Genomic DNA, 21,550 nt, shown 5'->3' with positions numbered 1-21,550 from the left:
CGGCCTGGTCATGTGCCGGTTCTCGTTGGGACGCGCGAAGCCTGATTTCATCGAGGACCTGATGGCCAAGAAACCTGCCGCTGCTGCCACCCAAGAACTGCCGCCCGCGATGGACTATGCCCAGCACGAGGCGACCTATACCGGCTTCATCACCTTCGTGAAGTGGTCGATCGTGGCGTTGGTGTTCATTGTCCTCGCCCTCTACGCCTTCATCGAGGCGCATCAGCCGATCATCGGCGCGCTGCTCCTGCTGGTCATTCCAGTCGGCGCCATCGGCGTGACAGTGATGGGATCCCGCCGCGGCTAACGGCGGGATTTTTTGTATGTGGCGACCCGCGCGGTCCGGCTGACGCTCTGGAGACGTTCATGAAGATTGCAGTGTTGCGGGAACGCGCCGAAGGCGAGACGCGCGTCGCGGCGACGCCTGAAACGGTCGCCAAGCTGATCGGGCTGGGCGCCAGCGTTGCCATAGAGGCCGGGGCGGGCGAACTCGCGCGCTTCCCCGATGCCGACTATGCGGCGGCCGGCGCCACCGTCGGCGCAGCGGCCGCGACGGTAAAGGGCGCCGACATCGTGTTGACGGTGCGCCGACCGGGTGCGGCCGTCCTGGCCGGCGCTGCCGCCGGTGCACTGGTAGTCGGCGCGATGGACCCCTACGGCAACGAAGGCGAGATCGCCGCGCTGGCCAAGGCCGGCGTCACCGCCATCGCCATGGAATTCATGCCGCGTATTACCCGCGCCCAGGTGATGGACATCCTCTCCAGCCAGGCCAATCTCGCCGGCTACCAGGCCGTGGTCGATGCCGCGGGCGCGTTCGACCGCGCAATGCCGATGATGATGACGGCGGCGGGTACGATCCGTCCGGCCAAGGTGTTCGTCATGGGCGCCGGCGTCGCGGGGCTGCAGGCCATCGCCACCGCCAAGCGCCTCGGCGCCGTGGTCACCGCCACGGACGTGCGCGCCGCCGCTGCCGAGCAGGTGGCGTCGCTGGGTGGCAAGTTCATCATGACCGACGCGCTGAAAGATGCGTCGGGTGCGGGCGGCTATGCGCGCGAGTTGACCAAGGACGAGCAGGCGGCGCAGGCCGAGCTGGTTGCCGGCCACATCGCCAAGCAGGACATCGTCATCACCACTGCGCTGATCCCCGGCCGCCCCGCACCCAAGCTGGTAACCAAGGCGATGGTCGAGTCGATGGCCCCGGGTTCGGTGCTGGTCGATCTCGCGGCGGAGCGCGGCGGCAATATCGAGCTGACCCAGCCGGGCAAGACCATCACCACCGCCAATGGCGTCACCATCATCGGCTTTACCAACGTCGCTGGCCGCCTTGCCACTTCGGCCAGCCAGCTGTTCTCGCGCAACCTCGTCTCCTTCCTCGAAACGCTGATCGACAAGAAAGAGAAGAAGCTGGCGGTGAACTGGGACGACGAGCTGGTGAAGGCCACCGTGCTCACCCGCGACGGCGCCATTGTTCACCCCAACATCAAGTTCGACGCCGCGCCGGCCGCCAAGCCTGCCGCAGCGAAGGTTGCCGAGCCGAAGAAGACCGGCGCTACCGGCAAGGCCGTCGCGCCGAAGAAGGTCGCTGCTCCGAAAGCTGAGCCTGCCCCCGCCGCACCGGTGAAAACCGCGGCGATGGCTAAGTCGGCCGGCGGTAAGGTCAAGAAGGCCGCGCCGATCGTTGCGCCGATCGCCAAGGCTGCTGAGCCGAAGAAGGCCGCCGCCAAGCCCACCGCAAAGCCTGCCGCGGCGAAACCCGCCGCGACCAAGGTTGCTGCGACCAAGACTGCCGCTGCCAAGCCCGCCAAGGGGAAGAAGTAAATGGAACAGACCGCTGCCAATACCGCGGATGCCATCACCGCCGCGGTCAGCGTCGCGACCGGCGGAGCGATCGATCCGTTCGTCTTCCGCCTGTCGATCTTCGTCCTCGCCATTGCGGTGGGCTACTACGTGGTTTGGAGCGTCACCCCGGCGCTGCACACGCCGTTGATGTCGGTGACCAACGCCATCTCCTCGGTGATCGTGGTGGGCGCGCTGCTCGCCGTCGGCGTGCCGCTTGCGGCAGACAGCAACTGGGTGTCGAAGCTGTTCGGCTTCCTCGCGCTCGTGCTGGCCAGCGTCAACATCTTCGGCGGCTTCCTTGTCACCCAGCGCATGCTGGCGATGTACAAGAAGAAGGAAGCCCCGGCCAGCAAGGCAGGGAGCCGCTGATGGCCCTGCTCAATCGTTTTGCCGTCGCGCTGGGCCTCATCCTGGCACTGACGCTTCCGGGCTTTGCCCAGGAACTGGACGACGCCCAAAAAGCGGCGCTCGCTACGCGCATCGAGAGCTTCGATGCCGCAATGAAGGCCAGCGACATGTCCGGCGTCCTTGGCGTGGTTCCACCCAAGATGCTCGAGAAGATCGCCGCGGCGAACAGCGTCACAGTCGAACAACTGATCGCCGCCACGCAGGATCAGATCAACGAAGCGCTGAAGAACATGACGATCGTCTCGTTCGGCATGGACCTCGAGGCCGCCGAGTTCGTCGCTCTCGCCGACGGCACGCCTTACGCCCTGATCCCGACCGAGACGTTGATGGATCTGGGCGAGGCTGGCGGCAAGTACCGCGCCAAGTCGTCCACCCTCGGGCTGCTCGATGGCGAGACCTGGTACCTGGTTCGCGTCGAAGACCCGCAGCAGGTCGCCCTGCTCAAGGAAGTCTATCCCGGTTTTGCCGACGTGGTGTTCCCCACGGGCAGCATGGAGCCTGTTACAGAATGATCGACGCCAGTCTCGCCGCCGTTCTCTACCTCGTCTCCGGCGTCCTCTTCATCCTGGCGCTGCGCGGGCTCTCCAGCCCGGCCTCGTCGCGGCAGGGCAACACCTTCGGCATGGTCGGCATGGGCATCGCCATCGTCACCACGCTGCTGGTGGCCGGTGTTTCCGATTGGCTGAGCTGGGTGCTGATCATCGGCGGCCTCGCGGTCGGCGGCGGCATCGGCGCCGTGCTGGCGCGCAAGGTCAAGATGACCGACATGCCGCAGTTGGTCGCAGCGTTCCACTCGCTGGTCGGCCTCGCGGCGGTGTTCGTCGCCGCCGCGGCGCTCTACGCGCCGGAGGCCTTCGGCATCGGTGCTGTGGGCCACATCCACGCGCAGGCGATCGTCGAGATGAGCCTCGGCGTTGCCATCGGCGCCTTCACCTTCACCGGCTCGGTCATCGCCTTCGCCAAGCTCAATGGCAACATGAGCGGCAAGCCGATCATCCTGCCGTTCCGCCACATCATCCACATCGCCCTTGGCCTCTTACTGCTGGTGCTGATCTGGGCCTTCGCGGTCACCGTCGATCCGATCTGGTTCTGGGCCATCACCCTCGTGGCGCTGGTGCTGGGCGGGCTGATGATCATCCCGATCGGCGGCGCCGACATGCCGGTGGTCGTCTCGATGCTCAACTCCTACTCGGGCTGGGCAGCCGCAGGCATCGGCTTCACGCTGGGCAATACCGCGCTGATCATCACCGGCGCACTGGTCGGCTCGTCGGGTGCCATCCTCTCGTACATCATGTGCAAGGCGATGAACCGCAGCTTCATCTCGGTGATCCTCGGCGGTTTCGGTGGCGATGCGGCTGCCGGCGGCTCGGGCGAGGAAGAGACGCGGCCGGTCAAGCAGGGCTCGTCCGACGACGCGGCCTTCATGATGAAGAACGCCGGCAAGGTCATCATCGTCCCAGGTTACGGCATGGCGGTCGCCCAGGCGCAGCACGCGCTGCGTGAAATGGCGGACCTCTTGAAGGCCGAGGGCGTCGAAGTGAAGTATGCCATCCATCCGGTGGCCGGTCGCATGCCCGGGCACATGAACGTGCTGCTGGCCGAAGCCAACGTGCCCTACGACGAAGTGTTCGAGCTCGAGGACATCAACTCCGAGTTCGCGCAGACCGACGTCGCCTTCGTCATCGGCGCCAACGACGTCACCAACCCGGCAGCCAAGACCGACAAGACCTCGCCGATCTACGGCATGCCGGTGCTGAACGTCGAAGACGCCGGCACGGTGCTGTTCATCAAGCGCGGCATGGCGGCGGGCTATGCCGGCGTCCAGAACGAGCTGTTCTTCCGCGACAACACCATGATGTTGTTCGGCGACGCCAAGAAGGTCACCGAAGATATCGTCAAGGCGCTCGGCCACTAACCGAGCATTTGATCAACGCCGGATACTAGTCTAGGGTCGCCGTGAGGCGGCCCTATTACTTATCTCTTATTGTCATCTCCTCCGGGCCAAATGGGGGACGGGAATGGCTGAGGGAAATCGGCGCAGAACCTGGAAGACGCGCCGGCAAGCGGTATTGGTTATCCACGGCATGGGCGAGCAGGTTCCGCTCGAGACCATGCGGAGCTTTGTCGAAACCGTCTATCAGCGCGACGACCAGCTCGGTGCCAAGCCCGTCGAGGATCCCGATCTGGGCGAGGTCAACCAGGTCTGGACGGTGCCCGACACCGCGACCGGCTCGTCGGAGTTACGCAAGATCTCGACCCAGCCGCGCACCAATGACCGGCTGCGCACGGATTTCTACGAGTTCTACTGGGCCGACATCATGCAGGGAACGCCGATCGAGGCGGTCTACGCATGGGTGCGCGGCCTGATCCTGCGCTCACCATGGGCGGTGCCGCATAGCGTCCGCGTCTGGATCGCTTTCCTCGCGCTGTGGGCAATCACCATCGCCGTCATACTCAACACGCTGGCGACACTCGATCCTACCAGCGCCATGGCGAATGGCATGCTGGCTGGCATCACCGCCTGGCTAGCGGGCAATCACGGGTGGCTCGGCGTTGTCGTTGCCGGCTTCGGTATCCTCGCCTTGGCCGTACGATTTGTCGGGGCGCGCAAGCTGGCGCGCGTGAGGGTTGGCATGCCACTGGCGCTGGTCGGTGCCGGGCTCGTGTTGCTGTTTGCGCCGGGCGAGACGCTAAGCAGCGTCAAGGTTTGGTCAGGCATCTTCGCGATCGTTGCTGCAGCGCTGCTGGGTGGCATCATCGCGCCCTATGTCGGCGACGTCGTGCGCTACGTCAGGGCGACGCCGGCGACTGTCGACAAACGGCAGCAGGTCCGCAAGCGCGGCCTCGAGTTGTTGCGAGCGCTGCACGAAAAGGTCGATCGCAGCGGCGGCGAGGTACGGCCCTACTATGAGCGCATCATCGTCGTTGCCCACAGCCTTGGTACCATCATCGCCTACGATCTCATCCAGCTTTACTGGCAGGCGGAAGGGCCGAGCCACCTGCGGCCGGCGGTGGCCGGTGTGAAGGAGCCGCTGGAGAAGATCGACGAGGCGGTCAAGGCCTGGTGGGGTACTGCCGAGGAGCAACGCAAACCCTTCGACCTTGCCGAGTTCCAGAAACAGCAAAGCCTGACGTTCGAGGCGATGGTGCTGGGCGGCATCAATTTCCGCATCTCGGATTTCATCACCATGGGGGCGGCACTCGGCCATGCCGAGTTCCTGCTCAAGGACGACAAGGCGGCCCTTGAGCGCGAGTTCGGGGAGCGCGGGCTCTCCTCGGCACCGCCTCGGCCGGACCGGCCAAGCCCGAAGGCCAGCTATATGCTTGGTGAGAGTGGACCGTTTGCCCATTTCGCCGCGGCGTTTTCGGCCGTGCGCTGGACCAATCTTTACGACATCCACTGGTTTCCGCTGTTCGGCGACATCGTGTCGGGGCCGCTGCAGCCGGTGTTCGGCCCAGGGATCGAAGAGTACGACGTCAAGATCAAGCGCCCCGGCTGGCCGCCTATCCTCAACCGCTTTGTCACGCACACGCTCTACTGGACCTGGCACAAGAGCTACGCCGGCAAGTCTGAAGATGAGCTGCCGCTTCACATCCGCCAGCTGCGCAAGGCGATGCACCTCAAAGGTGATATCGAGACGCGGACGAACTGATCTCCCGACGAATCCCTGTTGACCTCAACTTCGCTTGAGGTCGTATCCCTTGGCTCCTTCACTGGAAAAGGGGCTCGGCAGCCATGGATCTCGTCTTCAATTTCCTCCTCATCGTCCACCTCGCGGCCTTCGGCCTGGGGATCGCCACTACAATCGCGGCGCCTCTGGTTGGCAGCCGAATGGCGCTGGCCACGCCGGATAGCCGGCCGCTATTGGGCGGCATCGGCAAGCAACTGATGATCAACGCGCGCATTGCGTTCGGCCTGCTGCTCATCACCGGCATCTCGATGGTCTTTGTCCGCTACGGTGGGTTCGAGGGGCAGAGCGTCTGGTTCTTCATCAAGATGGGGCTGGTGGCCGTCGTGCTCGTTGCGATGATCATCGGCGCCGTCACCAAGCCGGGCACCATCAGCCCGCGCGTCATGGGCTGGATCACGCGCCTCGCCATGGCCGGCATCGTGATCAGCGCGGTAATGGCGTTCAACTAGCCTTCATCCGCGTTCATAAAGCGGAGCCGGCATATGTCCGTTCTTCTGTCCTATCTCACTTGGGATAGGCAGGCGAGCGGATGCTAGTTACCTCGGTGTGCGTTCTTGCGCCGCCGAGGTTCCGCAGCCATGTGTTGCCGGTTCAGCCAATGAGGATCGCCGTGGCCCGCACCGTCAAGATCGACCTGTTCACCGATACTGTCTGCCCGTGGTGCCTCGTCGGCTCAGCGCGGCTCGACCAGGCGATCGCGGGGCTGCCGGACGATGTGGTGGTCGAGGTCGAGAATCATCCGTTCTATCTCGACCCGAACACGCCCGACGAAGGCGTCGTCGTCGCCGACATGCTGCGCGAGAAGTATGGGCGTGATCCCAAGGAGATGTGGGCGCGGGTGGAGGGCGAAGCCCGCAAGTCCGGCATCGACCTCGATCTCAGCCAGCAGCCGCGCTCGTTCCCGACGCGCAAGGGCCACACGCTGGTGCGGCTCGCCAAGGCCAAGGGCACGCAGCATGCGCTGGCCAATGCCATTGCCTGGGCCTATTTCATGGATCACCAGCTGATCAACGATGACGAGGTGCTGGCAGGCATCGCCGAGCAGCACGGCTTCACCCATGCCGAGGCGCTGGACGCGGTGCGCGACCCACGCGAGTTGGCGATCACCCACGAGCTGGCGGTCACCGCGGCGCAGCAGGGCATCCAGGGCGTGCCGTTCTTCGTGTTCGACAACAAGTTCGCGGTCTCCGGCTGCCAGCCTGACGAGGTGTTCGCCCGCGCCTTCGAATACGCACTCGACCCCGAGAAGCTGGCGGCGCAGGGCTGACATTGCCCTGTCGCTAGCGACGTGGCATGCCCTTCGCAACGGAGGGCAGGGCATGAAGTGGCTGAGGCGGATCGCGGTCGGCGTGGGTATCGTTGCGGTGCTCGCCTACCTTATCGTGCTGGGCGTGATGTACTTTTTCCAGCGCGACTTCCAGTACGAGCGCGGTGGGCGGATGTTCGCGCTGAGCGAGACGAAGCTGCCGCAGGCGGAGCTCGTCAGCATCCCGAGTGCCGACGGCTCGGCCGTCGCCGGCTGGTATCAGCCGCCCACCGGGGGCAAGCCAATGATCCTCTACTTCCGCGGCAATGCCGAGAGCTTTTCACGCGAGCACGAGCGCTACGAAGCGTTCGTTGCGGATGGCTATGGCTTCCTCGCCTTCGACTATCGCGGCTTCCCCGGCTCGCCGGGTGAGGTGACCGAGGAGCATATCCTGGCCGATGCTCTTGCCGCCTTCGATTGGGCGACGGCCAAGGGCTTCCCAATCGTCCTCTGGGGGCGCTCCCTTGGCGCGGGGCCAGCGACGTACGTGGCAAGCCGGCGCGACGCCGATGCGCTGCTGCTCGAGACACCGTTCGACTCGGCGGTATCGGTCGCGGCGGACCGCTACTGGTTCCTGCCGGTCGGGCTGCTGATGTTCGATCAATTCCCGGTCGACCAGTGGATCAAGGACGTGACTGAGCCGGTCTACGTGGCGCATGGCACGGCCGATCGCACCATCGGGGTCAGCCACGGCGAGCGGGTGTACGTGATGGCGCCGCACAAGGATGAGTTGTGGATCGAGCCCGGCGCCGGCCACAGCGACCTATGGGATCGTGGCATCTGGGGCAGGGCGAGAGGGTTCTTCGAGCGGGTTGAGGCGGCGCGCTAGAGCTCATCTGCCGGCGCTAGCCGACCTTTACCCGGGGAGGGGACCAGAACACTGGCACTTGTGAAGGCGTCTCCCTCGCCCTTGCGGGAGGGGACAGGGGKGGGGGGCACAACCACCAGCCCAAAAGAAAACGCCGGCCCAAGGGACCGGCGTTTCAAACTCCAGCGGGGTGCGCCGGCTCAGTACAGGGTCAGGCCCGAGAAGGCGACCGAGTAGTTGAGGCCGGTCTGGCCCTGGATCGACCAGGGCTGCAGGGCGAAGCCCTTGCGCGAGCCGCCGATCAGCCAGTTGCCGCCGAGGCCGACGCCGATGGTGGCTTCAGCCGAGCCGCCGACATAGGTGCCTGCCAGCGAACCCTTGCCGTATTTGGTGTTGGAGGCGGAGAACACCAGCCAGACGATCTCGGTGCGACCGGTGACGCCGATGTCGATGCCGAGCTTCTTGATGTTGCCGTGGTACTTTTCGGTCTTGTAGCCGTCGCGCTTGAAGCGGCAGGTCATGTCCTTGGACGAGCCGATGATGAAGCCGATACCGGCTTCGACGGAGCAGGAGAGCACGCCCACCTTCACCTGAGTGGCGGCCTGGGCGGCGCCGGCAGACATCAGCATGACAGCGGCGAGGGCCGCGGCGATGAACTTCTTCATGATTGGAGTCCTCAATGTTTGACGCGTTTTTAGTCGACCCTAAGTGGATCGGGAGTCTATCCGTTGCCGCCAACGGCACAAGGCCTCATCCGGTTGCGCAGAGACTGCACAAGTGTGGGCGAATTCTGGCGGTACGTAACAAAAACGCCGCCCTTGTGAGGCGGCGTTCCTGAACCAAATCTGAACGCGCTCTTACGGGCGCGCGGGGCGGGCAGCAGCCGCCGGAGCGGGCAGGCCGCCTTCGCGCTGGGCGCGCTTGCGAGCGAGCTTACGGGCGCGGCGCACGGCCTCGGCCTTCTGGCGCGCCTTCTTCTCGGACGGCTTCTCGTAGTAGTTGCGAAGCTTCATCTCGCGGAAGACGCCTTCGCGCTGGAGCTTCTTCTTCAGTGCGCGCAGCGCCTGGTCAACATTGTTATCGCGAACAACTACTTGCAAGCGCAACCGCCCTTCGTAATACGTCAGAACTGTTTGATGTGAACGCCCCAAAGGAGCGCCGACCGGCTGAACCGGTCATTCGTGGGCGGCTATATAGGCCAATCGAAACGGCTTGTCCACACCGGCAGCCACGCGAAATCGCTCATTTCGCGCGCTTTTTCAATGCAACCCGGTTGATGTGGCCCATTTTCCGTCCGCGACGCGACTCAGCCTTGCCGTAGGCGTGCGGCTTGATCGCCGGGCCGAGCCGCTCGGGAATCGCTGCAATCTCGTCGCCGATCAGGTTTTCCATCACCACATCGGCCATGCGGGCGGGGTCGCCCAGAGGCCAGTTGAGGACCGCACGGATGTGCTGCTCGAACTGGTCGGTGATGGCCACCGCCTCGGTCCAGTGCCCGGAATTGTGCACCCGCGGAGCGATCTCGTTGACCAGCAGCTTGCCGCCCGGCAGCACGAAGAACTCGACGCCGAGCACGCCAACGTAGTCGAGGGCCGCCGCGATGGTCTTGGCGATTTCGCCGGCCTTCTTCGCGCTCTTGCCGGTGATGTCGGCTGGCACCGTACTAGTCTTGAGGATGTGGTCGCGGTGGACATTCTCGGCGGGGTCGAAGGCGGCGACCTCGCCCAGCGCGTTGCGCGCCACGACCACCGAGATTTCTTTTTCGAACTCGATGAAGGCCTCGAGCACCAGCGGCTTGGGCGACAGCAGTTCCCAGGCGAGAGCCGCGTCCTCCATGTTGCGGACGATGCGCTGGCCCTTGCCGTCGTAACCGAGGCGGGTGGTCTTCAGCACCGCCGGGGTGCCGATCTCTTCAAGCTCGGCCTCGAGCCGGTCGAGGTCGGTGATGGCGGCAAACGGCGCTACCGGGATGCGGTTGATGGTGAGGAAGGCCTTTTCTGCCAGCCGGTCCTGCGACACCGCCAGCGCGTTGGCACCGGGGCGCAGCGGCTTCAGGTTGGCGAGGAAGGCGGCGGTCTTCGCCGGCACGTTCTCGAACTCGTAGGTGACGACGTCGACGCTCGCGGCAAAAGCGGCGAGGGCGTCCTCGTCGTCATAGGCGGCGACGGTCTTCAGCGGCGTCACGTCGAAGGCCGGGCTCTCGGGATCGGGGCAGAAGATGTGGGTCTTCATGCCCAGGCGGGCGGCGGCGAGGGCCAGCATGCGGCCGAGTTGGCCGCCGCCAAGGATACCGATGGTGCTGCCCTGCGGCAGCGGACGGGCGTCAGACATCGTCGGATGGAAACTCGGGGATGGAAGCGGTCTGGTCGGCGCGGAAATCATCGAGCGCCGAGGCGATCTCGGGGTCGGACAAGGCAAGGATGGCGGCGGCTAGCAGTGCAGCGTTGATGGCGCCCGCGCGCCCGATGGCGAGTGTGCCGACCGGAATGCCCGGCGGCATCTGGACGATCGACAGCAGGCTGTCCTCGCCACCCAGCGCTGCGGTCTGGGCGGGTACACCTAGCACGGGCAGGGGGGTCAGCGCGGCGACCATGCCGGGCAAATGGGCAGCGCCGCCGGCCGAGGCGATGATCACCTGGAAGCCTTCGGCCTTGGCGCCCTTGGCGAATTCGTACATCCGGTCGGGCGTGCGGTGCGCCGAGATGATGCGCGCCTCGTAGTCGATCTTCAGCGAGTCGAGCGTCTCGGCGGCATGGCGCAGGTTGGGCCAGTCGGACTGGCTGCCCATGATGATGGCGACGGGTGGCGAGGTCGGCACTTTGGTCCCCCGGAAGGCGCGGCACTCAAGTTGTCACCCATAGGTGGCAGCGCCGCCGAGCGCAAGCGGTCAGGCAGCGGTCGGCGGCCGATCAAGCGCGCAGGCCAGAACGTCGAGCGAGTTGCGATCGGCGAGTTCGATACTGCCCTCGGGCAGGCCGAGGATGCGATCGATGACGGTGCCCAGGTACTCCATCTTGGCCAGCAGGCGCTGCGCCAGGCGCTCGAAATGCAGCCGGTCGCGGGTTTGATACAGCTCGACGATCAGTTGGCGGTTGGAGGTCATCAAATGCATGATGGTCTCGGCTGCGCCTTCCGGATCGGGCGTATCGAAGGTCTGCTCGGCGACGCCTTCGACGATGATGCGGGTGAGAATCGGCTGCACCACTTCGGTCACGGCGCGCTGCGTGCGCTCGAACAGCTGCAGGTTCTCGGCCCGGAACATCGGCTCGAACGTGGCGCGCAACTCGGCGGCCGTCTCCGTCTTGTGGCGACGCATGGTGCCAAGGAACCCGGTGAGCTTGGAGAAGGCATCAAGCGTGGGGTCGGAGAGTTCCTGCTCGGTCAGCGCCGCGGTCTGTCGCGCATAGCGGCAGGCGAGGGCCTCGACCAGGTCCTCTTTCGATTCGAAGTGGTGGTAGAACGCCCCCTTCGACACGCCGACGGCAACGATGATCTGGTTGACCGACGTCGCGTCGTAGCCGTTGCCGGCAAACAGGCGCTGGGCGGCATCAAGGATTTCGTCGCGCCGGGCCGGTGCGGATTTCACGATACGAGGAAACGGCATTCCGCCCTCCCAAGGACAGTCGCGCGCTAGGACCGACCGCTGGTCGGTCCAGCTTCCTAGCACGGCCATTTGCGATTGTGGAGCGCGACGTCAGGACGCAGAGCGGCTCAGGCGATGATGTCGGGGAGCAGGATGTTCTCGAGCTGCACGATGCGATCCTTCAGCGTCAGCTTCCGCTTTTTCATGCGCTGGATCAGCATCTGGTCGGAATAACCGGAGGCGGAGAGGGTGTGGATCGCGGCGTCGAGATCGGCATGTTCCTGGCGTTTTGCAGCCAGTTCCAGACCGAGCGCAGCTTCTTGTTCCTTGGTAAGCGGCAGCATCGCAGCGGTTAACGGAGTCCCTCAGCGAGGCGGAATGGCCTGCATCAAAGGGTTAGCCGATCGGTCGGGGATTTGCACCTGATTTTGCACCGCCGGATGGGTGTTGCACGGTTGCACGTCGACAGCGCGTGAAATTTTTGTGACGATCAGAGGTCGAAGAAAGCTGGAGAGGAGTTGTCATGACGACTGAAGGCCACGTCGAATCGCTCGAGCGGCGTCACCGGGAACTAGACCGGAAGATCGAGGATGAAATGAGCCACCCCAGCCACGATGACTTGTACGTCGCGGCACTGAAGCGGAAGAAACTGGAGATCAAGGACGAGCTGGCACGGATGCTCAGCGAAGCCTGAGGAAACGAATAGAATCCCATGCAGTTGTGAGGGCCACGGCAAGCGCCGCGGCCTTTTTTCATGCCCGGCGGTTGGCGCGAGTAGACCCTGGTCGGGGCAGCCGCCAGCTACCTGAAGTCGTTGATTTCGAACCAGTAGCCGTTGGGGTCCTGGAGGAATACGGCGCGCATGCCGTCGGGGCGGGTGTTGACCGCGCCCGGGGTGCCCTGCATGTCGGAAAACGGGGCGCCCAGCGCGCGCAGATGCGCCAGGACGGCCTCGAAGTTAGGGGCGGAGAGCGCGAAGTGCGTGCGCTTTTCCACGTGCGTTCTGCTGACGTCGCCCGCCTGGATGTGGAAACGCTGGCTGTTGCCGAACTCGAACCAGCGGATGTGAGTGCCGCCCATCGGATCGGGCACTTCGCGGACCTGCAGTACCTCGGTGAGGAACTTCGCCGTCTCGTCGAGATCACGAACCAGCAGCGCTATATGATCGAGGCGATAGTCGATGCTCATCTGGTTGCTCTTGCCCCCTCAGGCAGCCGTGGCGCCGACGAAGAACACGCCCACGGCCCCATCATAGATCAGTTTCAGCGACAGCAGGAACACCAGCCAGTAGGTCAGTTGGTAAAAACGCTTCACCGAGATGCGGCGCACCAGCCAGACGCCGATCATCACGCCGACCACGGCCAGCGGGGCAAGGATGGCGGCGCGCTCGAGATTGGCGACGTTGAGCTGGCCGAGGAAGAAATACGGGACCAGCTTGGCCGTGTTGACGATGGCGAAGAAGAACGCGGTGGTGCCCGAATAGATCACCGGCGTCAGGCGCTGCGGCAGCACGTAGATCTGGAACGGCGGGCCGCCGGTGTGGCTGATGAAGCTGGTGAAGCCGGCAAAGCCGCCCCAGAACGCACCCCAGGGTTTCGACGGCGGCAGGCCTTCGAGTTTCTTCCTGATCGGCAGCAGCGCATCGAGGATGAACAGCAGGGTGATGATGCCGATGAACAGCAGCACCATGGCGTCGCTGACGAAGCTCCACAGCGCCCAGCCGACCAGCGTGCCGACCATGGCGCCAGGCAGCATGATCCTGAGGATGCGCCAGTCGGCATCCTTGCGGTAGGTCCAGATGGCAATGGCGTCCATCACCAGCAGCAGCGGCAGCAGCATGCCGGCGGCATCGCGCGCCGGCATCACCAGCGACATCATCGGCACGGCGACCATGCCGAGGCTTCCCAGCAGACCCGATTTGCTCAAGGCAACAATGAAGACCGCGAGGACCGCGACGGTCCAGAAGTAGAGTTCGGGCATGGGGAAAGGGGAACCGGAGGGAAAAACGCGGCGCTAGTCGGACGCTCGCGGCGCCGGCTTGTCAATATCGCCTTCAGCAGCATCGCTGGGGGCGGCCGACTGTTCCCGATCCGCCTTCATCACCGCATCTAGCATTTCCGTGGAGCGGCGCACGAACCCGATATAGGCGGCCTGGTCGTGGCGCACGGCGTAACTCTCGTGCAGCATGCGGGTGTCGTGCTTTTCGAAGGCATTGGCGACGCGGCTGGCTTCGTCTTCTTCCTGGCCTAGCGCGACCAGCGCTTGCTCACCGAGCTTGATTGCGGCCCGGAAGGTCTCGCGCTCGATGACGTGGACGCCGAGCGCCATCAGGTCGTGGGCGTGGGAGCGGTCGACGGCGCGCGCCGCAATGATGACGTCGGGGAAGTTGCGGCGGATCAGTTCGGCGATCCCGAGGATGCGATCGCCGCCGGCGACCGCAATGACAATCATCTTGGCCTGGTCGGCGCCCGCAGCGCGCAGGATCTCGATGCGGCCGCCGTCGCCGTAGAACACCTTCACGCCGAAGCGCTTCACCAGCTCGATCTGCGCCGGATCGTCATCGATCAGCGTCATCTCGAAGCCCTGGGCGCGCAGCAGCCGGGTGACGATCTGGCCGAACCGGCCATAGCCGAGGACGATGACCTTGTCGTGTGGGTCGTCGACAGTGGGTCCGGGCGGCAGGTCGTCTTCGTCGGCCGGGGCATTGAGGCGTGGCGCCCACAGCCGGTCGTAAAGGAAGATCAGGAACGGCGTCACCGCCATCGACAGCGCCACGACTACGGTCAGCAGTTCGACTTCCGGCCCCGACAGGTTACCGGCAGTGCGGGCGAACTGCAGGACGACGAAAGCAAACTCGCCGGCCTGGCTGAGGAGGATGGCGAGCAGCAGGCGCTCAGCCATGTGCATCTTGAAAAAGGTGGCGAGGACGAACAACACCAGCATCTTCAGCCCGATCAGCGCGACGACCAGCGCCAGCACCACCAGGGGGTCTTCGATCACCACGTTGAAGGCGATCGACATGCCTACCGTGATGAAGAACAGCCCGAGCAACAGCCCCTTGAACGGCTGCAAATTGCTCTCAAGCTCGTGGCGGTATTCGCTGTCGGCCAGCAGCACGCCGCCGAGGAAGGCGCCAAGCGCCGGCGACAGCCCCAGGCTCTCGGTGACCAGGGCGGCGCCGATCACCAGTGCCAGCGCAAAAGCGGTGAAAGCCTCCGGCACCCGGGTGCGGGCGAGCCAGCTCATCAGCGGCCGGATCACGAAGCGCGACCCGAACAGCGCGGCGATAAAGGCGCCGACCACGACCAGCGCCAGCCACCAGTCGATCGGGTTGTCGACCGCCTGCAGCACATCCTCGCCGATCGCCTCGATCGGCGAGCCACCCATCGAGGTGAGCAGCGGGATGAGGGCCAGGACGGGGATCACCGCCACATCCTGCACGAGCAGAATGGCAAGCGAGGCGCGGCCCGTATCGGTCTTGGTGATGTTACGCTGGTCGACCGACTGCATGGCGATGGCGGTGGAGCTCATTGCAAGCGCCAGGCCAACCACTACCGCGTCGGCCCAGGCGAAGCCGATCAGCCGCGCCAGCACTGCAATGACAGCGCTGGTCGCCGCCATCTGAGTGAGCCCCAGGCCGAACACCTTGTGGCGCATGCGCCAGAGTTCGCTGCCATCGACCTCTAGGCCGATGAGGAACAGCATCATGACGATGCCGAACTCGGCGACCTGGTGGATCAGGTCGGTATCGGAAACCAGCGACAGCCCGTAGGGGCCGATCAGGATGCCGGCAGCGAGGTAGCCCAGGATGGTGCCGAGGCCCGCCCACTTGAACAGCGGGACCAGCAACACTGTCGCGGCCAGGAGGACGAAAATGGCGAGCAGCAGGTTGGTTTCCATATCCGCTGCTCGCGTCCAGTCTTACTCGTCGGTATCGCCCTTCAGCGACTTCAGCTTGGCGAACACCGAATCGGCGTCGATCTCTTCCTCGCGCTCCGGGCGGCGCTCGACGCCGTCCTCGTCTTCGGTGCGATCCATGCCGGCGCGGCCGTGTGCCCCTGCCAGCGCCTCTTCGGCGGTGAGCAGCATGGTGCCTTCCTCGGCGACCTCACCGCTGGCGGCGCCCTTGGAGGCGCGGCTCACTTCGAGATCGAGATCGATCTGGCTGGCGAGCCCGAGGGTCACCGGGTCCATCGGGGTGATGTTGGCGTTGTTCCAGTGGGCGCCGTCACGCACTGCGTCGATGGTCGACTTGGTGGTGCCGACCAGCCGCATGATCTGCGCATCCTTCATTTCGGGATGGTTGCGCAGCAGCCACTTGATGGCGTTCGGGCGCTCGTTGCGGCGCGAGATCGGGGTGTAGCGCGGGCCCTTGCGCTTGGGCGCGGCGACGCGGACCTTGGGGTCCGAGATCTTCATGCGGTAGTTCGGGTCGGCTTCCGCCTTCTCGATCTCCTCGCGGGTCAATTGGCCGTTCTGCAGCGGGTTCACACCCATGATGCCGCTGGCCACATCACCATCGGCGACGCCCTGCACTTCAAGCGGATGCAACCCGCAGAAGGCGGCGATCTGCTCGAACGAGAGCGCGGTGTTGTCGACCAGCCAGACGGCGGTTGCCTTGGGCATCAGAAGGGGCGTGGCCATGATAAATCTCTCCTTGAGGCGCGGCCGGGTTCTTCCGGTCGCCCCGCCTCGTGGTTCGTAATGAGGGGGAATAATTGCTGCCTATATACGCGCGGACTCAGGCCGATTCAATCGGATTGTCGCCATCTGCCGAACTGTTCATCTGAGTTTCGCCCCACGGGGTGACGAGGATCAGCTTGCCGTAGTTGCTGGCTTTCTCGAGTTCGACGTGGCCGCGAGAGGCCTCGGTGAGGGGCACGGCGCGGATGCGCGGGCGGACGACGCGGCCGTCGGCCAGCGCCGGCCACACGGTCTTGATCAGGCTGCGGGCGATTGTCGCCTTCACCTCGCGGGTCTGTGGCCTCAGGGTCGAGCCAGAGAGGGTCAGCTGCTTCATCAGAATGTGACTGGCGTTGATCTCGGATTTCGGCCCCGCCAGCGTCGAGACGATGACGATGTGGCCGAAGCGCGCGGAGGCGCGGATGTTCTTTTCCAGCGCGTCGCCGCCGACAATGTCGACGATGCGGTCAGCACCCTTGCCGCCGGTGATCGACAGCGTGCGGGCGACGAAGTCCTCGGTAGCGCGATCGATGGTGTCGGTTGCGCCGAGGCTGCGGGCGTAGGCGGCCTTCTCGGAACCGGAGACGATAGCGATGGGGCGGGCGCCGTGGAGTTTCGCGATCTGGATGGCGGCGCCGCCGATGCCGCCGGCCGCGCCGTGGATCAGCACGTCCATGCCGGGACCCACACCGGCACGCATCACCAGGGTCTGCTCGATGGTGAAGAAGGTTTCGGGCAGGGCGGCGCCGGCGGCCATCGACCAGCCGGTGGGCAGTGGCAGCACTTGGCCGGCAGGCACCGCGACATACTCGGCATAGCCACCGCCATGGGTCAGCGCCACCACGGGATCGCCGAGCGACCAGCCGCGCACGCCCTTGCCGAGCGCGGCGATCTCGCCGCCGACCTCGAGGCCGGGCAGGGGGGAGGCGTCTGGCGGCGGGTTGTAGGTGCCGCGGCGCTGGCCGAGATCGGGGGCGTTGAGACCGGCGGCGGCGACTCGGATCAGCACCTCGCCAGGACCGGGCTGCGGCACCGGCAGTCGCACCGGCTGCAGCACCTCGGGGCCGCCGAATTCGGTAATGGAAATGGCGGTCATTTCGGCTGGGATCGGCATGTCCTTAGCTAGGACGAGCCGAGGCCGGCTGGCAATCGCTGATCAGCAAGCCGGGAGCCAGGGTTGCGTGGCGTCTCAGGAGGGCTAAAATTCGGGAAAAGCCAAGCCGGGAGAACATCATGTTCGGTGACGACGAGGTCAAGAAGCCCAGAGGGCACGAAGTCGGCATGCCCATCGACACCATGTCGGTGGAGGAACTCGAGGAACGCATCGGCATGTTGAAGGCCGAAATCGCGCGCCTCGAGCAGGCCATCGCCGCACGCCAGAAAACCCGGACGGAAGCGGATTCGCTGTTCAAGTTCTGAGCCGTCGCTATTGCCCCGATCGCCGGTCCATCTCGGCTTCGAACGAATCCTGCGCCTGGCGCATCGTCGCAAGTTCGGTGGGATCGCCGAAGCGCCGAGCCATCTCCTCGGGTGTGACATCCTCCAGGTGGGTCTGCAGCCACCAGATGTTGCCGAGCGGGTCGCGCACCCGCGCGCCGCGGTCGCCGATGATCTTCGACGTCGCCAACGCGGTTACTGAAACCGCGCCCGCCGCCAGCGCCTTCGCATAGGTAGCATCGACGTCGGCGACGTACAGGCAGAGGAAGCTGGGCGTGTCGACCCAGTGCGGCTTGGCGTCAAAGGCCATGATGACAGAGTCGCCGATGCGCGCTTCGGCGTGGCCAATCGTGCCGTCGGCATTGGGCACCTTCAGGTAGATGTCCGCGTCGAACGCCGCCGCGATGAATTCGAGCAGCCTTTCGACCCCTTTGGTCACGAGGTACGGGGTCACGGCGTGCTTGCCGGCGGGAATGTGGTTGATCTGGGCTTGCGTCATTGGGGGCCTCCTAAAGGACGGGATGGTCAACTCCTTCCCTTTGCCCGACTGCTCCTGACAGCCAATGTCAGCAATCGTCGGCGGCTGGCCCGTGGCAGCGTCGCCGGCATGGTCACGATTTGCCAAGGTTAAGAAAGCGAGTCTCGTTAACCTCGAATTAACACTTCCGAGTTAACTTAAAGGCTGTCCAGTTCTCTGGATTTGCAGAGTGGTTTCTCCCTCTGTTTGACGCCTCCCTGTTAACTTTCGAGAGCCGTTTCGACGGCTCTTTTCTTTTGTGCTGTAGCCATCAAACCGTTAAGCCAACGGCAACCGGGGTGGGCGCACAACAGAGTTAACCGGCTGAATGCGCCGGCCGCAGATTTCTCCGTTACCGGGCAACAGCGTGGACGACAGCAGGCAAAAGCAGAAGCCGGTGGCCATCGGGCCGCGGATCGTCGCGTCCGGCGGGTTCGACATGCTCTATCGCGAGGGCATGGTGCTGATCGAAGAGGTCGCGTCCTATCTCGATGGCGACGGCCGGGCGGAAAGCCGCGGCCTGCCGCGCGAGGCCTCGTTCGTCTATGCCACCGAGAGCATGCGGCTCACCACGCGACTGATGCAACTCGCCTCGTGGCTGCTGCTGCAACGCGCCGTCAACGAGGGCGAACTTACCGCCGAGAATGCCCGTACCGAGAAGGAAAAGGTGCGCTTCTCAGCCACCCCCTCCGATCGCGGCGGCCCCGGCTATGCCGATCTGCCCGAGCGGCTTCGCACCTTCATCACCAAAGGCGACCGCCTGTTCGACCGCGTGCAGCAGTTCGACAAGCTCGAGCGCGGTGGTGTGCCCGAATACGCAACGACCGGCGAGGGCGGCATCGCCGACCAGTTGGCGCGGCTCAAGGCGGCGTTCGGAAGACTCAAGGAATAGCGGCGCCGTCCGTGATCACCTTCTCCCACAAGGGGAGAAGGCGCTGACTGAGAGTGCACCCGCAAGCAAGCCAAGTAACAAAAAGCCCGGCGCAATGGCCGGGCTTTTGCATTCGTCGGTACCGTCAGGCTTAGAAGCCGAGGCCCTTGAACTTGTCCTTGAAGCGGGTGACGCGGCCGCCGCGGTCCATCAGGTTGCCCTGCACACCGGTCCAGGCCGGGTGCGTGGTCGGATCGATGTCGAGCTGCAGCGTGTCGCCTTCCTTGCCGTAGGTCGAACGGGTCTGGTAGGTCGTGCCGTTGGTCATCGCCACGGTGATCATGTGGTAGTCGGGGTGGATGTCGTTCTTCATGGCGCTACCTCAAATCAAACGGGCGCCGCGGCGCCCGGACGGAACTATCAATTCGGATTGGCCGGGTTCATAGAGAAAATCCCGGTCCAGCGCAAGGGGAAGCCGCGCGATGTCGCAGGGCGGCAATTCGGTTGCGGCGCGCTCGCCACCTGCCTATATCGATGGCACTTTGAAAAGTACGATGCGCAGCACCGCTCCGGCCGGCTCGACTGGCAAGTTGGGCGACAAGGGCGAAGCCCTCAAGGCCGGACGACGGGACCTCAGGCCCATCCGCCGGCTGATGCCTTTTGTCTTCAAGTATCCATGGCGCTTGGCGCTGACCATCGGTTTCCTGCTGGTCTCGGCCACATCCTCGCTGGTGATCCCGTCGCTGGCGGGCAGCATTATCGATAAGGGGTTCGTTGAACGGAACCTCTCGATGGTGGGCCAATACGGCATCCTCGCTATCGTCGTGGCGCTGGTGATGGCGTTGGCGAGCGCCGGGCGGTTCTACTACATTTCGATGCTCGGTGAGCGCGTGCTCACGGACTTGCGGCGCAAGGTGTTCGATCACCTGCTGACGCTCGACGCGACGTTCTTCGACCTGCACCGGGTGGGCGAACTCACCTCGCGCCTCAACGGCGACGTGGCGACGATCCGCGGTGCGATCGGCTCGAGCCTGTCGATCATGCTGCGCGGCGCGGTGACGCTGGTCGGCGCGGTGACGCTGATGTTTCTCACCAGCCCCTATCTGGCGCTGACCATCGTGGTCGTCGGTCCGGCGATCCTCATTCCTGTGCTGCTCTATGCGCGCCGGCTGCGGCGGATGTCGCGGCGCACCCAGGATGCGCTGGCCGATATGTCGGCGATGGCCACCGAGGTGCTGGGGGCCAGCAAGACGATCAAGAGCTTCGTGCAGGAGCCGGAGCAATCACGGCTCTACGGCTCGCATGCCGAGGAATCGTTTGAAGCCGAGGTCAGCCGGCTGGGCGCGCGTGCGGCGCTGCTGGGCGGGCTGTTGTTCCTCTCCACGACCGCGCTCGTGGTGCTGGTGTGGTGGGGCGCCAATGCGGTGTTCACCGGCGTCGTCACCGTCGGCGAGCTGGCGCAGTTCATGATCTATGCACTGATGGCCAGCAGCGCGCTGACCAATCTCTCTGAGATCATGGGCCTGCTGCAGACGGTTGCCGGCGCCACCGAGCGGCTGGTCGAGATCCTCGACACCGAGCCCGCGATCAAGCCGCCGGCCCATCCGCTGGCGCTGCCGATGCCGGCGCTCGGGACGGTGGCGTTCGAGGACGTGCGCTTCGCCTACGAGACGCGCGACAGCGCGAAGGTGATCGAGGACATGAATTTCTCGGTGGCCCACGGCGAGACGGTGGCACTGGTCGGTGCCTCGGGCGCCGGCAAATCGACGATCTTCGCGCTTGTGCAGCGCTTCTACGACGTGACCGGGGGACGCATCCTCGTCGATGGCGTCGACGTGCGCGAGGTCGAGCCGGCGCAGTTGCGCCGCCGCTTTGCCTATGTCGAGCAGGAGCCGACGATCTTTGCCGGCACCATCGCCGACAACATCCGCTTCGGCCGGCCGGAGGCGACGTTCGCCGAGATCGAAGCCGCGTCGAAGGCGGCGCTGGTGCACGACTATGTCAGCGAACTCAGCAATGGCTACGACTCGATCGTCGGCGAGCGCGGGGTGATGCTGTCGGGCGGCCAGAAGCAACGGCTGGCGATCGCGCGTGCCCTGCTCAAGGATGCGCCGATCCTGTTGCTCGACGAAGCTACGTCGGCACTCGACGCCGAAAGCGAGCGCCTAGTGCAAATGGCGCTGGAGCGGCTGATGGAGGGGCGGACGACCCTGGTGATCGCGCATCGGCTCGCCACCATCCGCGACGCCGACCGCATCCTGGTGCTCGAAAAGGGCCGGCTGATCGACCAAGGCACGCATACCCAGCTGGTGCGCAAGGGCGGCAAGTACGCTGAGCTGGCGAAGCTGCAGTTTCGCGCTGAGCTGCAGCCGGAAGTGGCGGAGTAGGGCTGCCCCGACCCCTCGC

At 65.0% G+C, this 21,550-nt stretch carries 26 protein-coding genes; 13 read left to right on the top strand and 13 right to left on the bottom strand.

The genetic code is table 11. The annotated features are described in order from the left end of the window. The first annotated feature begins 61 nt into the window (after positions 1-61). The 9 genes from AC1DWU_RS10275 (at position 62) to AC1DWU_RS10235 (ending at position 8,074) form a co-directional block, all read left to right on the top strand. Entirely contained in the window at positions 62-307 is a 246-nt protein-coding gene (locus AC1DWU_RS10275; RefSeq protein WP_477149879.1) for an aa3-type cytochrome c oxidase subunit IV, read from the top strand. A gap of 59 nt (positions 308-366) precedes the next feature. Beyond that, positions 367-1,818 (top strand): Re/Si-specific NAD(P)(+) transhydrogenase subunit alpha, encoded by a 1,452-nt coding sequence (locus AC1DWU_RS10270; RefSeq protein WP_477149878.1) that lies wholly within the window; start codon positions 367-369, stop codon positions 1,816-1,818. After that, entirely contained in the window at positions 1,819-2,208 is a 390-nt protein-coding gene (locus AC1DWU_RS10265; protein WP_477149877.1) for an NAD(P) transhydrogenase subunit alpha part 2, read from the top strand. It begins immediately after the preceding gene. Continuing rightward, a complete protein-coding gene (locus tag AC1DWU_RS10260; protein WP_477149876.1) occupies positions 2,208-2,759 on the top strand; it encodes a hypothetical protein in 552 nt (183 codons plus the stop codon). Before AC1DWU_RS10265 ends, AC1DWU_RS10260 begins: the two co-directional genes overlap by 1 nt. Next, complete coding sequence (locus AC1DWU_RS10255; protein WP_477150064.1) at positions 2,759-4,162, top strand: NAD(P)(+) transhydrogenase (Re/Si-specific) subunit beta; 1,404 nt, start codon at positions 2,759-2,761, stop codon at positions 4,160-4,162. The genes AC1DWU_RS10260 and AC1DWU_RS10255 overlap by 1 nt, the downstream gene beginning before the upstream one ends. Before the next feature lie 103 nt (positions 4,163-4,265). Then, positions 4,266-5,900 carry a hypothetical protein gene (locus AC1DWU_RS10250; protein ID WP_477149875.1) on the top strand — a complete coding sequence of 545 codons (1,635 nt, stop codon included), beginning with the start codon at positions 4,266-4,268 and terminating at the stop codon, positions 5,898-5,900. 83 nt (positions 5,901-5,983) lie between these two features. Further along, on the top strand, positions 5,984-6,388 hold the full coding sequence (locus AC1DWU_RS10245) for a hypothetical protein (protein ID WP_477149874.1): 405 nt from the start codon (positions 5,984-5,986) through the stop codon (positions 6,386-6,388). 161 nt (positions 6,389-6,549) lie between these two features. Continuing rightward, positions 6,550-7,206 carry a DsbA family oxidoreductase gene (locus AC1DWU_RS10240; RefSeq protein ID WP_477149873.1) on the top strand — a complete coding sequence of 219 codons (657 nt, stop codon included), beginning with the start codon at positions 6,550-6,552 and terminating at the stop codon, positions 7,204-7,206. Positions 7,207-7,258: 52 nt separating this feature from the next. Further along, entirely contained in the window at positions 7,259-8,074 is an 816-nt protein-coding gene (locus AC1DWU_RS10235) for an alpha/beta hydrolase (RefSeq protein WP_477149872.1), read from the top strand. A gap of 179 nt (positions 8,075-8,253) precedes the next feature. Here the strand turns inward: AC1DWU_RS10235 and AC1DWU_RS10230 are convergent, their stop codons facing one another. The 6 genes from AC1DWU_RS10230 to AC1DWU_RS10205 form a co-directional block, all read right to left on the bottom strand. Further along, positions 8,254-8,718 carry a DUF992 domain-containing protein gene (locus AC1DWU_RS10230; RefSeq protein ID WP_477149871.1) on the bottom strand — a complete coding sequence of 155 codons (465 nt, stop codon included), beginning with the start codon at positions 8,716-8,718 and terminating at the stop codon, positions 8,254-8,256. A 192-nt stretch (positions 8,719-8,910) separates the two neighbouring features. Then, positions 8,911-9,153, bottom strand: coding sequence for a 30S ribosomal protein S21 (rpsU, locus tag AC1DWU_RS10225; RefSeq protein WP_055046207.1), 243 nt, complete (start codon positions 9,151-9,153; stop codon positions 8,911-8,913). Between the two features lie 142 nt (positions 9,154-9,295). Further along, the gene (locus AC1DWU_RS10220; protein ID WP_477149870.1) at positions 9,296-10,384 is read right to left on the bottom strand and encodes a 5-(carboxyamino)imidazole ribonucleotide synthase; all 1,089 of its coding nucleotides are present in this window, start codon (positions 10,382-10,384) and stop codon (positions 9,296-9,298) included. Next, positions 10,377-10,841 (bottom strand): 5-(carboxyamino)imidazole ribonucleotide mutase, encoded by a 465-nt coding sequence (gene purE, locus AC1DWU_RS10215; protein ID WP_477150063.1) that lies wholly within the window; start codon positions 10,839-10,841, stop codon positions 10,377-10,379. Before purE ends, AC1DWU_RS10220 begins: the two co-directional genes overlap by 8 nt. Positions 10,842-10,940: 99 nt before the next feature. Continuing rightward, a complete protein-coding gene (locus tag AC1DWU_RS10210) occupies positions 10,941-11,657 on the bottom strand; it encodes a TetR/AcrR family transcriptional regulator (protein WP_477149869.1) in 717 nt (238 codons plus the stop codon). Between the two features lie 107 nt (positions 11,658-11,764). Continuing rightward, positions 11,765-11,980 (bottom strand): YdcH family protein, encoded by a 216-nt coding sequence (locus tag AC1DWU_RS10205; protein WP_477149868.1) that lies wholly within the window; start codon positions 11,978-11,980, stop codon positions 11,765-11,767. 179 nt (positions 11,981-12,159) lie between these two features. Here AC1DWU_RS10205 and AC1DWU_RS10200 point away from each other — a divergent pair, with 179 nt between their 5' ends. Then, positions 12,160-12,330 carry a YdcH family protein gene (locus AC1DWU_RS10200; RefSeq protein ID WP_477149867.1) on the top strand — a complete coding sequence of 57 codons (171 nt, stop codon included), beginning with the start codon at positions 12,160-12,162 and terminating at the stop codon, positions 12,328-12,330. 107 nt (positions 12,331-12,437) lie between these two features. Here the strand turns inward: AC1DWU_RS10200 and AC1DWU_RS10195 are convergent, their stop codons facing one another. From AC1DWU_RS10195 to AC1DWU_RS10175, 5 genes are all read right to left on the bottom strand, one after another. Continuing rightward, positions 12,438-12,824 carry a VOC family protein gene (locus AC1DWU_RS10195; protein ID WP_477149866.1) on the bottom strand — a complete coding sequence of 129 codons (387 nt, stop codon included), beginning with the start codon at positions 12,822-12,824 and terminating at the stop codon, positions 12,438-12,440. Between the two features lie 18 nt (positions 12,825-12,842). Next, a complete protein-coding gene (locus AC1DWU_RS10190; protein ID WP_477149865.1) occupies positions 12,843-13,616 on the bottom strand; it encodes a sulfite exporter TauE/SafE family protein in 774 nt (257 codons plus the stop codon). Between the two features lie 33 nt (positions 13,617-13,649). Next, positions 13,650-15,536, bottom strand: a complete 1,887-nt coding sequence (locus AC1DWU_RS10185) for a monovalent cation:proton antiporter-2 (CPA2) family protein (protein ID WP_477149864.1) — start codon at positions 15,534-15,536, stop codon at positions 13,650-13,652. Positions 15,537-15,557: 21 nt separating this feature from the next. After that, positions 15,558-16,280 (bottom strand): DUF1013 domain-containing protein, encoded by a 723-nt coding sequence (locus AC1DWU_RS10180; protein ID WP_477149863.1) that lies wholly within the window; start codon positions 16,278-16,280, stop codon positions 15,558-15,560. Positions 16,281-16,377: 97 nt separating this feature from the next. Beyond that, positions 16,378-17,415, bottom strand: a complete 1,038-nt coding sequence (locus tag AC1DWU_RS10175; protein ID WP_477149862.1) for an NAD(P)H-quinone oxidoreductase — start codon at positions 17,413-17,415, stop codon at positions 16,378-16,380. Positions 17,416-17,552: 137 nt separating this feature from the next. Between AC1DWU_RS10175 and AC1DWU_RS10170 the strand changes: the two genes are divergently transcribed. Further along, on the top strand, positions 17,553-17,738 hold the full coding sequence (locus AC1DWU_RS10170; RefSeq protein ID WP_477149861.1) for a DUF1192 domain-containing protein: 186 nt from the start codon (positions 17,553-17,555) through the stop codon (positions 17,736-17,738). Positions 17,739-17,745: 7 nt separating this feature from the next. On the opposite strand, the gene AC1DWU_RS10165 is transcribed toward AC1DWU_RS10170, so the two are convergent. Beyond that, positions 17,746-18,255, bottom strand: a complete 510-nt coding sequence (locus AC1DWU_RS10165) for a VOC family protein (RefSeq protein WP_477149860.1) — start codon at positions 18,253-18,255, stop codon at positions 17,746-17,748. 385 nt (positions 18,256-18,640) lie between these two features. On the opposite strand from AC1DWU_RS10165, the gene rcdA reads away from it, so the two are divergent. Next, positions 18,641-19,165 carry a protease adaptor protein RcdA gene (gene rcdA, locus AC1DWU_RS10160; RefSeq protein WP_477149859.1) on the top strand — a complete coding sequence of 175 codons (525 nt, stop codon included), beginning with the start codon at positions 18,641-18,643 and terminating at the stop codon, positions 19,163-19,165. 130 nt (positions 19,166-19,295) lie between these two features. Here rcdA and rpmE read toward each other — a convergent pair whose 3' ends face one another. Beyond that, on the bottom strand, positions 19,296-19,517 hold the full coding sequence (gene rpmE / locus AC1DWU_RS10155; RefSeq protein WP_055046196.1) for a 50S ribosomal protein L31: 222 nt from the start codon (positions 19,515-19,517) through the stop codon (positions 19,296-19,298). A 181-nt stretch (positions 19,518-19,698) separates the two neighbouring features. On the opposite strand from rpmE, the gene AC1DWU_RS10150 reads away from it, so the two are divergent. Further along, a complete protein-coding gene (locus AC1DWU_RS10150) occupies positions 19,699-21,531 on the top strand; it encodes an ABC transporter transmembrane domain-containing protein (RefSeq protein ID WP_477149858.1) in 1,833 nt (610 codons plus the stop codon). Positions 21,532-21,550 lie beyond the last annotated feature (19 nt).

It is taken from the genome of Devosia sp. P2_G7, assembly GCF_056403495.1.
Note: the sequence above shows the minus strand (reverse complement) of the source record. Positions and strands in the feature narration are given on the sequence as shown.